The sequence below is a fragment of the Brevibacillus sp. BD137 genome (genome assembly GCF_041644655.1).
In the GTDB taxonomy this organism is placed as follows: Bacteria; Bacillota; Bacilli; order Brevibacillales; family Brevibacillaceae; genus Brevibacillus; species Brevibacillus brevis_D.
In genome coordinates this window covers 232,719-246,140 of sequence record NZ_JAOTNO010000006.1, presented here as the reverse complement: position 1 = coordinate 246,140, position 13,422 = coordinate 232,719, and the positions used below count along the sequence as shown (strand labels likewise).

General features: G+C 42.0%; 11 protein-coding genes and 1 pseudogene. 3 read left to right on the top strand and 9 right to left on the bottom strand.

The features are described 5' to 3' along the window. The first annotated feature begins 399 nt into the window (after positions 1-399). On the top strand, positions 400-621 hold the full coding sequence (locus tag ODZ53_RS16010) for a helix-turn-helix domain-containing protein (RefSeq protein WP_003387736.1): 222 nt from the start codon (positions 400-402) through the stop codon (positions 619-621). Between the two features lie 646 nt (positions 622-1,267). Here ODZ53_RS16010 and ODZ53_RS16005 read toward each other — a convergent pair. From ODZ53_RS16005 to ODZ53_RS15970, 8 genes and pseudogenes are all read right to left on the bottom strand, one after another. After that, the gene (locus ODZ53_RS16005) at positions 1,268-1,462 is read right to left on the bottom strand and encodes a hypothetical protein (RefSeq protein WP_041749326.1); all 195 of its coding nucleotides are present in this window, start codon (positions 1,460-1,462) and stop codon (positions 1,268-1,270) included. Positions 1,463-1,689: 227 nt separating this feature from the next. Continuing rightward, a complete protein-coding gene (locus tag ODZ53_RS16000; protein WP_199929115.1) occupies positions 1,690-2,073 on the bottom strand; it encodes a hypothetical protein in 384 nt (127 codons plus the stop codon). Between the two features lie 1,089 nt (positions 2,074-3,162). Continuing rightward, on the bottom strand, positions 3,163-3,840 hold the full coding sequence (locus tag ODZ53_RS15995; protein WP_372678254.1) for a hypothetical protein: 678 nt from the start codon (positions 3,838-3,840) through the stop codon (positions 3,163-3,165). A gap of 381 nt (positions 3,841-4,221) precedes the next feature. After that, on the bottom strand, positions 4,222-5,244 hold the full coding sequence (locus ODZ53_RS15990) for a GNAT family N-acetyltransferase (RefSeq protein WP_372678252.1): 1,023 nt from the start codon (positions 5,242-5,244) through the stop codon (positions 4,222-4,224). Between the two features lie 1,265 nt (positions 5,245-6,509). Continuing rightward, entirely contained in the window at positions 6,510-6,593 is an 84-nt protein-coding gene (locus tag ODZ53_RS15985; protein WP_012685423.1) for a YjcZ family sporulation protein, read from the bottom strand. Positions 6,594-6,835: 242 nt separating this feature from the next. Continuing rightward, positions 6,836-7,096: pseudogene (locus ODZ53_RS15980) on the bottom strand (VOC family protein); the annotation flags it as partial. A 79-nt stretch (positions 7,097-7,175) separates the two neighbouring features. Continuing rightward, positions 7,176-7,694, bottom strand: a complete 519-nt coding sequence (locus tag ODZ53_RS15975; protein WP_372678250.1) for a hypothetical protein — start codon at positions 7,692-7,694, stop codon at positions 7,176-7,178. A gap of 592 nt (positions 7,695-8,286) precedes the next feature. After that, positions 8,287-8,808 (bottom strand): M23 family metallopeptidase, encoded by a 522-nt coding sequence (locus ODZ53_RS15970; protein ID WP_372678248.1) that lies wholly within the window; start codon positions 8,806-8,808, stop codon positions 8,287-8,289. Between the two features lie 272 nt (positions 8,809-9,080). Between ODZ53_RS15970 and ODZ53_RS15965 the strand changes: the two genes are divergently transcribed. Further along, entirely contained in the window at positions 9,081-11,240 is a 2,160-nt protein-coding gene (locus ODZ53_RS15965) for a glycosyl hydrolase family 18 protein (protein ID WP_372678246.1), read from the top strand. 247 nt (positions 11,241-11,487) lie between these two features. Here ODZ53_RS15965 and ODZ53_RS15960 read toward each other — a convergent pair whose 3' ends face one another. Next, positions 11,488-11,730 carry a hypothetical protein gene (locus ODZ53_RS15960; protein WP_372678244.1) on the bottom strand — a complete coding sequence of 81 codons (243 nt, stop codon included), beginning with the start codon at positions 11,728-11,730 and terminating at the stop codon, positions 11,488-11,490. Positions 11,731-11,998: 268 nt separating this feature from the next. Between ODZ53_RS15960 and ODZ53_RS15955 the strand changes: the two genes are divergently transcribed. Next, entirely contained in the window at positions 11,999-13,393 is a 1,395-nt protein-coding gene (locus ODZ53_RS15955; protein ID WP_372678242.1) for a YcdB/YcdC domain-containing protein, read from the top strand. Positions 13,394-13,422 lie beyond the last annotated feature (29 nt).

The following is a 13,422-nucleotide window of genomic DNA, read 5'->3' as shown; positions in this document are numbered from 1 at the left end:
CGAATCAAGGGCACTTTTGGTTGATCGGGTTAAAAAAAGTGGAATGGAAGTCGAATTGTAGGGAGCAGTATATGTCTCGGATGAATAGACTGGAGTGTCGGGGGCGGTGTTGGCCTTGGGTTCCGATGGCAATCTCATCAGGCGAGGAGAACTCGTCGCGATCTGAACGGGGAACAACTGGCGGTCATCGTCGTCTCGAACGGAAAAATTCACGGCGGATGTCGAAGAGGTTTCTCATCGGTGTTCGGAACCCATTGCCCATTTTCTGAATAGGATGTAAGGCAAAAGCCTAAAATCCTTGAAATTCCGGCACCATCACCCACCCCCCATCATAGGATAAGGTGACTCTGTAATCCCTCAACCTTGTTCCTGTAGAGCCCACAAGGAGGGGTGGCACGATTGAAGGGTAGCGACCAAACCAAGCCGTTGTTAACGAATCGCGAAAGAGAAGTGTTTGAACTCTTGGTCCAAGATAAGACAACCAAAGAGATTGCCGGACAACTCTTCATCAGCGAAAAGACTGTGCGCAATCACATTAGTAATGTCATGCAAAAATTAGGTGTCAAAGGTCGATCTCAGGCAGTAGTCGAACTCGTTCGACTTGGTGAACTAGAGATTTGAACCCAGTCCACCCAGCCTCCCTTTTCTTCCCTTGGTCGGAAGGGAGGGTTTTTTTATGTTGTTTTGCCCGGATACCCCTCAAAGAAAGGAGCAAGGAAAGATGGATGAAAAAAAGACCACCCCTCTACCATTTTCATGGTCTATGGGATAGCCTCTTTTGTAATATCTCACTTAGTCTGGACACATGCATTTCGTGTAGGGTGGAAACCAAAGGCAAGGAGGAGTACATCTAGCTTGGGGTTGACTACCTAACTTTTGAAGAAGTTTCTTGAACATTCCTAATCACCTCCTAATTATGGATGAATTTAACTTTCTATTAAATAGTAACACATGGAGGTGATTTTTTGTATACAGTCTTTTCTGAATTTTCACTTTAACTGAGCGCGTGTAAGAAATAGAAAGCATCAGAATAGTAATAGTATCTCTTGCTCACAGAGATAAACGAAGCGGAAGGAGGCGCGACAGGTGAGTAAAATAACTCGAACTTTGCACTACCCCGGGCAAGTGGAGCATGGCTGACCTGGATTATCAGTCATATGTCGGGTCATACAACTTATCTAGAACCCTTTTTCCGTAGCGGTGCTGTTTTGTTCAACAAGGAGTGATCGATACTGTTGAAAGAGTGGTGATTTACATTGGAAACAAACTATTTTTCTTTCTCTTCCTCTTCCTGATTCATAAACGAGTAAAGCGGATCTCTCTTAACACGTCCAGACATCATATCGTCGTAAGGGGTAAAATCTGTTCTTTTTGGTAATTGATTTTTATTAATTGATGTAAAGATCCACCAAAATATTGCAGCTACAATAACGAAGGTAATTACAGTAATGATTAAACTCATTTGTATCACCACTTTCTGCACTAGAGGTTACTTTTGTTTAACATATTAGACTGGATTATCATCCGAAAGGTCACAAGTGGAATTGTTAACAGGATGGTGAAGAATGTCATCCAAGTATCCCAAAATGGGTAGCAAACGGTTTTGTTTCATTCAAATCAACTCCATAAAAAAACCTGCAGCAAGATAGGTTTAATCTTGTGCAGGTTAACAGATTTTAAGTGAAATCGTTAGAAAGGTCTTCTAATAACTTTAATTCTCCGTGCTCCATTGCGGATAAGCCTTTGCGCTCGTTCACGGCTGATTCTAACAAGTACTGAAATATCTGTTGAGTTTTCAACGTCAAAGACTGAGAAAAACCGACCATTAGCGAAAAGTACACCTTTAAATTCAACTTTCAATCCAGGACAAGCTCGCGGCCGTGTGTTCTGAATAATAGTGCGCATTACACCTGCTTTAATGAGCGCCTTCGCTTGTTGGGGCGTTGTACGAACCGCAAAAACAGGGTCAATTTCAACACCTGGCGCCTTTGCTTCCACTTCAACAATTAAGAAAAATTGGTTTCCGATCTTTGCAATGCTATTTGCTCCGATAGTAATCGGTGCTGTTGCCATGAGAGATCACCTCCTTGTACCAAAATATTCAGGAGGTCACGAAGGGGACAAGGGCTATCCTACAATTTTTCAAATTTGGTATTTTGACTAGATTGGAAAATCAATTCGCTGCTCTTCTTTATCGCTTCGAAGGCATTCCAATAACTCGAAAATGATATCCATATCCTTTTTAGGCACCACCTACTGTGATTACAGTAGGAATGGGGAAACAGCTGAACACAACGGTAATTTAGAAAATGTACGCTAAGGCTGTCAAAAGTATCCCGAAAAGCAAGAGTATCCAGCCGATCACTAATGTTATGTAAGTTAAAAGCTTCCAGATTCCATAAACAGAGCCTTTTCGTAAACTAATACGACTCCACAGAATCATCCATAATCCCATCAGGCTCGCTTCCTTTTGAAGGACTGGAAAAGCAATACAGATTAATAGACCCGTGATGAAACCTAATAGTACCAATTGTATTGAGACAGTCATATAAACTACCTTTCAAGTCCCAGATTTATGTTTCAAACGCTATAAGGAGGAAAGAAGATGCTAAAAAAAGGCCATTTGGTCGTGATCCACACTTGTGGTGAGGCTGAGCATAGCAACGGAAGAATATGGACTGTTACCTCGGAAAAAGAATGAGAAATATGTGGCTCGATGGTTGTTATGCTGGAAGGATTAAGTGTATCTTATGTGTTCATGGCGGGTACTTTGGAATGTCACTAACAAGGATAACATCGTCTCATTAAAGTAAAAAAGAGCCGCAGCTTACACGGTTCTTAATAAATCTTTTTTTCCCCAAGTATCCGAAGCCCAGACAGGATAAGGTTTGCAGGTGGTTTACCATGATAATGGATATTGCTGCTCGATGCAGCGTTATCTGGAGGCATGCGGGAGATGTATCGAAGGAATCGCGCTAACAAGCATAATTTTACAAAACATGTAAATCTAAATTCTTGATTAAACCAAGTCTCGTATTTTCTGATCACTTTAGCGGTGGCTTCATATTCATTCTGAACATGTTGTTACAAGCCCACAAGCTGATGCCGATCGCTTCTCGACGTCAGCTCGCGGACTAGATACATTGCCATGTACTCTTTGTTTTAGCCAATTTTCCTGATTACTTTCGAATTTCCACCTGAACTGAGAATGATCCATCCTTCAGGAACAGGCGAGGCTTGCAGTACCTCAATCTGCGTTCCGTTAGGAGCACCATTGACATTTCTGATCACATTCGATCCTCCATAGGTTCGAACCATGACCCATCCTTTTGGGATAGGCGAAGCGAGCATCACTTCTACCTCGGTGCCGTACGAAGCATCATGAACATTTCTGATGACATTTGATCCTCCAAAGGCTCGAACCATGACCCATCCGACTGGAATAGGCGAGGCGAGCATTACCTCTATCTCCGTACCATAAGAAGCACCGTTCATATTCTTGATGACATTCGACCCTCTAAAGGCTCGAACCATGACCCATCCGCTAGGGATAGGAGAAGCTAGTAGCACCTCTACCTCTGTGCCATAAGAAGCACCGTTCATATTCCTGATCAGATTCTGCGTTCCTAACGTTCTAACGATAACCCATCCGGCTGGAATAGGTGAGGTAAGCGACACCCAGATTTCTTCTCCATACGTGGCGCTTCTGATGTTTTTATTGGAAACGTAGGTGGTTGCCTTTTCCTGTGTAGGGAGCGTTGCCGCTTGGACTTGTGTGGCTAGAGAGGGTACTACGACGACTGAACTTAATGACAGGATAATAAGTGCTTTTTTAAACATGAACATCAACCTTTCATGATAAAAGTTGTTTGGAAACTATCATCGAGTAGAGGTCAATTGTTATAGCATTTCTTGCAAAAAAGAGGTGGGTGCCTATCATCTCCTCCTTAAAATACCAATATATACCATCCTATCACAAAGTCGATCCTCTAACTTTAAGAGAAATTGTCGAATGGTGGTTAAAATTGACAATATTTTGAATGAATAAATGGTGGCGGTTGTGAGATTTGGCTGAATGGAAGCCTCCGATTCTCCACTTCCATTCACTGTAATTAGCATCTCAATTGTGCTATGCCCCTTGAAGAAACAATGCTTCCTATTAAGTGGCATTCTAAAATTAAAACAAGCTGATCCATTGTAGATCAGCTTGTTAGGAAATTACTACTCTTTCACCAAGGTTATTCTGCTATCAATAAGGCGAGAAACTCTGTAAGAAACAGGAAGGAAGCCTTGACGAGGCCAATAACGTGAAGATTGTAAATTCGTTTCTCTCCAATCTGTCATGCAGGATATATATCCTTTTTTCTTCGCATGGGCAAGTCCATGTAGTGTAAGTGCATAATTGATACCTTGCCCGCGATATTGATTTAGAGTACCAGCCACCCCTAATTCAACACAACGATCCGGTACATTCAAATTTACATTACTTCTATCGAAGGGGAAATATCCTTGAAAAGAAACAATTTTTCCATCTTTTAAGGCGATCCAAAAATCGACATCATGATCATCAAGGAGACCTGCATAACCTTTACGTAATTTCTCAGGGTCATCATGTAAAGAATAAGCAAAAACGGGTGCCTTATTTTGATGAGTTCTAATAATGTTTGCAATCTCCTCTACCAAACTACGATCTTCTGGGGATGCCAGGCGAAATTCCACATTTGGAATGCTCAAGGGGAGGGGAAATTCCCGATCAAATAATGAGAGTAATGCATGTGTTTGTTCAAAGCCAAATCCTAAACGGAACCAAGAATGAAGGATTTCCGGTTGACTGGCTGGAATTAGCACAAAATGACTGAAATATCCCTCATCTACCCATAGTTGAGAAGCCTCTAAATAAAGATCTCTATATAATTCAACGGAGGTATTGCGAGAAATTGCATGATCCTCCAAGTTCATCCAGACATGGCGACCTCGAAGAGGGTTTTCCATCTTTTGTCCAATGAGGTATCCGATTAATTTACCATCTTCAATTGCTGCGACTCCGCTACTGTTTGGTCTTGACCATATCGTTTTAACAGCAGTCGTTGCATAATTTTCATCTTCACATTCAATTGGTAGTACCGAAAGGATTTCCCGATCTAGTTTATGACGTTTGGACAATAGTTGCCCAGCTTCTGAGATTAACTCATCCGTAAATGGTATGAAATACATAAAATGGACACCTCTGTTTTTTATCATCATAAAGCTGCTCTTAATCTGTTGCAATTAGTTTTGCCCTAGAAGGTGAAACAAAATGAAAGATTCTCTTTCAGTTCTTATGAGTGAAGGATATGTCAGGATGCAGGCGTTAGGTTAAATCGGGATCATTCTTTTCCAATACCCCTTTGGATATCAAAAGAGCGAAGTATATGTATGTAATTAGGGCCGGGATCAAGTAGGATAAGAAGGTTCCTCCAATATTCCAACCATTAAAATATTGTACTTTGCCAAAATAATAGGCGATAGATTCCAGAAGCGTTTGGGCAACAGAAAAAAATAGTATCCAGAGGACTGGCTGGGTTCTCGTTCGGAAAATGAGAAAGTAAGTACAGCAGGCAATAATAGGGAATAGTCCGAGGTTCATTGGAAGTACGGAAGCGGTTTTGACCTCTAAAACAGGTGTCAATATCCAGTAATGGTTATAAATCCCCCAGACATTAACGATGTACGACAGGACCGATGCAAATGGACCAATCGTGAGAACTATTTTAGGTGATTGCAAATACAACCAGATTCCAAAAATCCATGGAAATACGAAGCCAAGCAAAATGTTTATAAGCATTGCTTTGTTTTCTCCTCAAATTCTTTTTCATGAACATTATTGCCGTTGGATACAAGACTTATCACAATGCTCAAATAGAGGTTTGAAAAAAGAGAGGGAATATGTATAAGCCCCGTTGGGTCGGGGCCTTGAACCTAGCAATTGCAAGGGAAAGGAAAGAGGTTTATAACGAAATTTAATGGAATGGTGATGATGGTGAACGTCTCATTGCTACCAGTGTAGACCCGAACACGAAAACCATTTGGTCCGACACTGAGAAGACATCCAGTAAATGTATCGAATATGGTTCTTATTACAACAATTCTGTTGATTAATCGCACTGCTTTTCTCCGATTCTTTCTTTGTATTTCTAAGGACACTCTTCTTGACGAAGTTGTAACACCTTTTTGTGCCGCCAATTCTCGCACCTCCTTTTAAACGATCTTGCATACTCTATTTGATGTTTTTGTGAGAGAGATGCGTATACTTCGGCTCCGTACGTCAGATTACTCAACTCGCTTCTCTCACATGGTATAGGGAATGCAAATAGGGGATGCTTGGCAACTGATACGAGCCTAGGGCAAACGTAAATGTGCTAATGAATGCGCAAATTTATTTATGAAAGGCATACCCAAATGAACGACAAAGTTTAACGGGCAATTATGTAAAAAGGGCAGCTTATAAAGCTACCCATAAACATTGAAAATTACTCGCAACTGCAAGCAACAATTACCAACAGGACGAAGAGAACCAAAATTAAAGAAAAGTCATCAAAAAAGCCAGCGCTCATGAATGTCACTCCTTAATTGTGATTGAGGATACCCCCCAAATTAAGGTATGTGATATAACGAATTATGTAAGGGCGTTTGTACATGAAAAAAATAATGGGTGGAAAAAAAGTTGTTTTTATGGTGGTTGACACAATGTGTAGGGAGTGAACCCGATGGATCGCAACTGCATGGTTAGAGTGGCTAGCCGCATAAAATGGACGGCAGGCAGAAGTGGACGAACAGAACTGAATTATGAATAGGCTTCAATTGGAAACCCTGCATTCTTCATCCGTTCAAGCGCGGTATCGACATCATCGACTTCAATGGATAGATCAGGAGTAAGCGTGTGGGAACCTCCCTGTGAAGCAAAACTAATTTGAACGCTCATTTCTTCGTCAGTCCCGTAAGTTGCGATCCAACCATGATCCATCAATAAATGTAGGCCGAGTACGTCCTGATAAAAGCATTTAGCTGCGGCGATATCCTGGGTGTCTATATTGGCGACAATTCGTTTGACCTTCATTTCGGACCCTCCAAATGATTACGCAAACGGCAACACACCTCTTACCCAATGTAAGAGGTGTGTCTATTCGCAAACTTTGTTATTTGTCTAGTAAGGAACCATCAGGAAATGCATTCTTTAGAGAGTCAGCAAGTACCATAATTTTATTCCAATCAAAATTGTATTTGTTAAAAACAGATGCGCTTGTGATGCCACGTTTAACTACTCTTCCATTTTCTTCATCTAAAAGATAGACAGTTGCACTGCTTTGAAACCTTATCAGTTGAGCATTTTCACCAATGACTTGCCCATCAGGAATACTGCTGAGAGACGGATATTCCCTAATACCATCCCAACTATTAAACAATTTAAAGTAAACATCGGCACTAACAATGCCTCTCTTTTTACCATCCATGACTAAATATACAGTTGCGCTGTTCGTTTCCTTCACTCGAAAACCATTCAATAGAGATGGATCTGTTGCTATTGCTTGGATTGATCGATTTGACTTTGAAGATTTAGAGGTGGCAGTCGTCTTATTTGCTTCGGCATACGATGGTGTAGCTAACATACTTGCTAAAAGTAATGTAGCAGAAAGGAAAGACAAGGTTCGTTTCATGAAAAACACCCCTTATTTGTAATTTATTTCCAATTCAATATGAAATTCTTGTCTATTAATGGTTTTCCTTTAGATGTATTGGGGGATTTGTTACAAAAATGTGAATACGGAGATTTCGTTGAGTTTTTTCGGAATCCCATTCAAGAAAAACCAAAAACGAGGGAGGGGAACAGGGCCTAAGTTTGTAGCTGAAGGTTGCTCTGAAAAAGCGACTGAATATGTATTGAAAATGGGGGCGATATGGTATTCCATCTTTGTCTTAAGCATGCTGTCGAAATGCAGTGCGGCACAAGGGACGATTTGAAAATGTGTACCGCAAATTGATGGACCTTATAACCAATACCCTATCCAGTAAATTGCTCCGCTGATTACCACTAATGCGATGAAAAACAATATTCTTGCTCTAACCTTTTTGGGACTTGGAGAAAAGATAACTTCCGCACCGACCCACAAAAAAAGGAGCAACGCTAAGAAAATTTTAGATAGCAGCAACAATGTAATACACCTCCAATATATGGATAATGATACCAAATAATCAACTTGGTATGTGAATGAAAAAAGCCACCATTCCTTACGGAAGGTGACTAGATCCTCATTGGGTACTTTTAGGTAAAAAATCGGTAGGATTTACCATAGTTCCTTGTTTCATAACAGAAAAATGCAACATATCTCCTGTTTCGGATGATCCTACTTCTGCTATTTTTTGACCTTTCTTTACAGTATCTCCGGGCTTCACAAGAAATGAACCAAGGAGAATGTGACCATAGAGAGTACTGAATTCGGAATTGTGCTTGATTATGATTGTTTCTCCAAATCCTTCTGTGCTTTCAGCGAAAAGAACAACACCATCATTTGCTGCAAAGATAGCTGTACCTTTGGTGGTTGCATAGTCCAATCCGTTATGTCCTTTTGATTTCTTGGTTTCGGGATTGATTTGCAAGCCGAAATCAGAGGAAATGACATAGGGATCATGAATAGGGGTTTCTAACAAAAAGGGTGCTTCGTTCATTTTACCAGGCTGACTCAAATTACTTGCCTCCGCTGCGAAAGCCGTTGGTGTTAAAGTAACGGCTAAAGTTAAAAGATTCAGAGTAACAACATTCCTCATCTTCATATTTCTTCCTGCTTTCATATAAATTGGTTTCATTAATAAATACGAGGAAAATGGAAAAATGTAACTGTTAAGGAATTGTTGGATGTGAAAGTGGCCAAGGTAACCTACTCAGAGCCCCCTTTCTTCCCTTGGTCGGAAGGGAGGGTTTTTTAATGTACATTCGTTTTGGATTAACCTTTTATTACCATTTATGTAAGCACATTAGCATATTGTAATGTAAGGCGTAATAAGATGGATTTGTAATAAAATCCACGAAGATCGAGAGGGATACTATGAAATTCAAGAAATGTGTGAGGAATGTGCTAATGGTAGGGGCCCTGCTTGTCACCTCCGTTTTGCCGATGGCGGCACAGGTGGCGCAAGCAGAGGAAAATCAAGCGGAGGCGACTGCGGTATCCAATTACAAAATTATTGGCTACTATCCCTCATGGGGGGCTTATGGACGAAACTACAATGTAACGGATATCGATCCTAATAAAGTAACGCATATTAACTATGCATTTGCGGATATTTGCTGGAATGGCAGACACGGCAACCCAGATCCAACGGGGCCCAATCCACAAACGTGGGCTTGCCAGGATGAAGTAGGCAATATTAATGCCCCAAATGGTACGGTTGTTCTCGGAGATCCATGGATTGATGTGCAAAAATCCTATCCCGGGGATACATGGGATCAGCCGATCCGCGGAAATTTGAACCAATTGGCAAAATTAAAACAAAAAAACCCTCAATTAAAGACATTGATATCGATCGGGGGCTGGACGTGGTCCAATCGCTTCTCGGATGTAGCAGCAGATCCGGCTGCACGCCAAGTATTTGCACAATCTTCAGTCGATTTCATCCGGAAATATCAGATGGATGGGGTCGATCTCGATTGGGAGTACCCGGTTGGTGGAGGTTTGCCTGGAAACAGCACACGTCCAGCAGATAAGCAAAATTATACGTTGTTGCTACAGGCTGTCAGAGACAAACTCGATGCGGCTGAGGTAACGGATGGCAAACAGTACTATTTGACGATTGCCTCTGGTGCCAGCCCTAGCTATGCAGCAAATACAGAGCTTGGAAATATTGCCCGGGTTGTGGATTGGATCAATATTATGACCTACGACTTCTATGGAGCCTTCCAAAAGCAGACTGGACATAACGCACCGTTGGCCTATGATCCGGCAGCAGGAGCAGCAGGTTTGCCAAATGCTCAGACCTATAACGTCCAAACAGCAGTAGAGGGTCATCTTCGTGACGGGGTTCCTGCCAGCAAGCTCGTTCTCGGACTTCCGTTTTACGGCAGGGGCTGGTCGGGTTGCGGAACAGCGAACAATGGGGAATATCAAAACTGCACAGGGCCTTCAACAGGAACGTGGGAACCTGGCATGCTTGACTTCACGGATATCCAAAATAATTATGTGAACAAAAATGGCTTCACACGCCACTGGAATGACGCTGCAAAAGTGCCCTATCTCTTCAACCCGGCTTCGAAAACATATATTAGCTATGACGATGTGACTTCAATCGGTCACAAAACTTCTTATCTTACATCCAAAGGCTTGGCAGGCGCAATGTTCTGGGAATTTAGCGGGGACCGTAACAAGGTTCTGCTAGACAAAGTGAATGGCGATCTTCTAGGCGGGACAGCACCAGTCGACAACGTTCCGCCGACAGCACCAGCTAATCTCCAAGCGACTGCCAAAACAGCGACAAGTGTTAGCCTGAGTTGGGGGGCTGCTACCGACAATGTAGGGGTTACTGGCTATGAGGTATACAATGGCACCCAGCTTGCGAAAACGGTAACGGGTACAAATACAACGATTAGCGGGCTGACAGCTAGCACTACGTACCAATTCACTGTGAAGGCGAAAGATGCAGCAGGGAATTCCTCAGTAGCAAGCAATGAGGTAACGGTTACGACGGATACGATTCAGCCAGACAACCAACCTCCTAGCACACCTACCAATCTAGTCATAACAGGGAAAACTGGCACGAGTATCAGTCTGAGCTGGGCTGCTTCTACAGACAATATTGCGGTGACAAATTACGAGGTTTACAACGGGACAGCATTAGCAGCGGATGTAACGACTACGACTGCAACTGTAACAGGACTCACACCTAACACTGCTTATACCTTCTCTGTGGTAGCGAAGGATGCAGCAGGTAATGCTTCACAAAAGAGCATCGAGGTCGTAGGCGTAACAGATGCTGCAAATCCAGGAACTCCTGCATGGGCGCCAAATGTAAATTATGCAGCTGGTGATTTGGTCAGCTATCAAGGCAAGGTATACAAATGTCTGCAACCTCACACTTCTCTCGTAGGGTGGGAGCCAGCAAATGTAGCAGCTCTCTGGCAGGTTCAACAGCAAGGGGCAGTGGAAGAAGTCGATGGTTATGTAGATGAGGAGATCTTGGAGGAAACAGAAGGAAATGCAGATACTCAATAAGTAGGGAAGGGGCTGTCCCTCCAGTCATGATAATGACGGAGGAACAGCCCCTATTTGTTCGTTTGGAAATTAAGCAAAGGCTTTTAACAGTTGGAGGACTAATGGAATAAGATCTCCAATAAAAGTAAGAATCGCAATTGCCGTATTCATAGAAGCCCCTCCTTAAAATTCCAAATTCACTATTATTATATGAATGTTGATAATAAGAATCAAGAAATATTTTCCACCTATACTGAAAAAAAGTGACTTATGTGAAAAAGCCATACAATGACTTGATAAAAATAACGATTTGTACGGCAGTCACTCCAAAAATAATGACAGCCCAATCTCTGTTCTTTTTCCATTCCAATACGCCTTTTGAGGCACACATAACGACTAAGCCTACCATTGCTAATAGCTGAATGAAAGCGGCACCTGTTAGTAGTGCTAGAATTCCAATGACAACAACAACGGTCACGGTCGCTTTAAACCAAAAGGGCTGCTCACTCATACTAACGCCCCATTCCTTTTTTGTAAATTTTAACATACACAAGAAAAAATCCAAGCCATAAGGCTGTTAGAGACTTATGAAAAGCAAAGGGGGAGCATTCCGCCTTCTTACCAAGGAAGGCAGAGCGGGCATAGACGCCTATCGTTTCTTCGATTCATCTTAGGCATGTATGTATATGTTACTTTTTTTTAGGAAAATGAAACAAAACAGATTCAGGTTCGAATAATGAATGTGAGAAAACAAATATGAACAGACGAGAGGAAGAGAAATGATGAAAAAAGTTACGCACGCTGTGTTCCTCCTGATGGCTGCAAGTATTGCGATGTCATCTTCTAGTGGTGCACTGGCTAGGGAGAATACGCTGGAAAAAATAAAAGTAGAGCAAATGACTCCTGAAATAAACAGGCTGGTAGAAAAAGGGGTAAAGAAAGCAGCTAGTCTCATCCCTTATTTGAAAGATTATCCTGTTAGAGAAGTAGTAGTGAAAGACACTCCTTATCTGCTCGTGAACAACTACAAGTCAAAAGAAAACAATGCAGAATTCGTTACCTTGGTGTTCGACAAAAATACTGGTGACCTGCTTGAGTTTGGCAAACAAGAGCTATATAACCAAAAGAGCCAAACGCTTTACCCGATCGACAAATCGAAAGAAATAGCCATGTCGTTTATGAAAAAGTTGTACGGTGAAGACATGGCAGGATACCAGTTTGATGGGGATGGGGTTGCGAAAGTTTTCGATGGTCAAACAAATACCATTCAGTTTGTACGTATGGTCAACGGAGTTCCTTTCACAGACGACATCGTTCAGATACAAGTTGATCACGAAGGGCAAATCACAGGAAAATCCCTTGGCAAACCAATCGAAAAAATCTCCTTCGCGAAATTGGATCAGATCCTATCCAAAGAAAAAGCTGAGAAACAGCTGTCCACCTATATGAAATTACGGTATTCCCTCGATCAAGACGGAAAAACATACAAGCTCCTCTATGTTCCAGCTTTTTCCGGTAAGTTGGATGCCGTGTCCGGCAAAGACAACGTGAATATGCCTTATCATAGCAAAGTGAATGTGAAACCAAAGGGTGCCAGCCAGCCCGTAGCACAATCCCATGAAGAAGCACAAGCGTATTTGACTCAGCGTACGGGTTATGATTTTGCAAAAGGGAATGTCTTTTTTGAAGATTTAACTGGTGAAAAACCCGTGATTATCCAATATTTCTGGAAAACAAGGAAATGGGAGGGACGTACGAATTATTCGTGGAGAACAGACGACGGATGGATTGGGAGCATGCTAATCGAACCGAAGACAGGGTCAATTGTGAGCTATCATGTCTTCGATACAAGTGTGTCAAAGACCGCTACCAAAAAATTGACGCAAGAGCAGGCTTTGCAATTGGCCATAAATGAATTAGCAGAGATCACTCCAGCTGGTAAAGGCGAGCTGCTGCTACTTCAGCCCGGAGAATATGATGAAAGTACAAATCAATACGACTTCTTTTTTGTGAGGCAAGAGCAAGAGATTCCTGTTGAGGATGGGCTGACGCATATCTCGATCAACGGCAGCAACGGGAAAGTCATGGGGATCGATCTCAATGAAAAGGTCGATGGCGTGATGGCTGATCCGAAGAAGGCTACAAGTCTTGGAAAAGTAAGTATATCAGTTTGATTGTTGGCGAAGGTATATGGAATATTCAA

Coding starts and splice junctions, on each gene's coding strand:
- ODZ53_RS16005 (WP_041749326.1), bottom strand. CDS start 1,462: ATGAGTTTAATCATTACTGTAATTACCTTCGTTATTGTAGCTGCAATA.
- ODZ53_RS16000 (WP_199929115.1), bottom strand. CDS start 2,073: ATGGCAACAGCACCGATTACTATCGGAGCAAATAGCATTGCAAAGATC.
- ODZ53_RS15995 (WP_372678254.1), bottom strand. CDS start 3,840: ATGTTTAAAAAAGCACTTATTATCCTGTCATTAAGTTCAGTCGTCGTA.
- ODZ53_RS15990 (WP_372678252.1), bottom strand. CDS start 5,244: ATGATGATAAAAAACAGAGGTGTCCATTTTATGTATTTCATACCATTT.
- ODZ53_RS15985 (WP_012685423.1), bottom strand. CDS start 6,593: ATGAGCGCTGGCTTTTTTGATGACTTTTCTTTAATTTTGGTTCTCTTC.
- ODZ53_RS15975 (WP_372678250.1), bottom strand. CDS start 7,694: ATGAAACGAACCTTGTCTTTCCTTTCTGCTACATTACTTTTAGCAAGT.
- ODZ53_RS15970 (WP_372678248.1), bottom strand. CDS start 8,808: ATGAAGATGAGGAATGTTGTTACTCTGAATCTTTTAACTTTAGCCGTT.
- ODZ53_RS15965 (WP_372678246.1), top strand. CDS start 9,081: ATGAAATTCAAGAAATGTGTGAGGAATGTGCTAATGGTAGGGGCCCTG.
- ODZ53_RS15960 (WP_372678244.1), bottom strand. CDS start 11,730: ATGAGTGAGCAGCCCTTTTGGTTTAAAGCGACCGTGACCGTTGTTGTT.
- ODZ53_RS15955 (WP_372678242.1), top strand. CDS start 11,999: ATGATGAAAAAAGTTACGCACGCTGTGTTCCTCCTGATGGCTGCAAGT.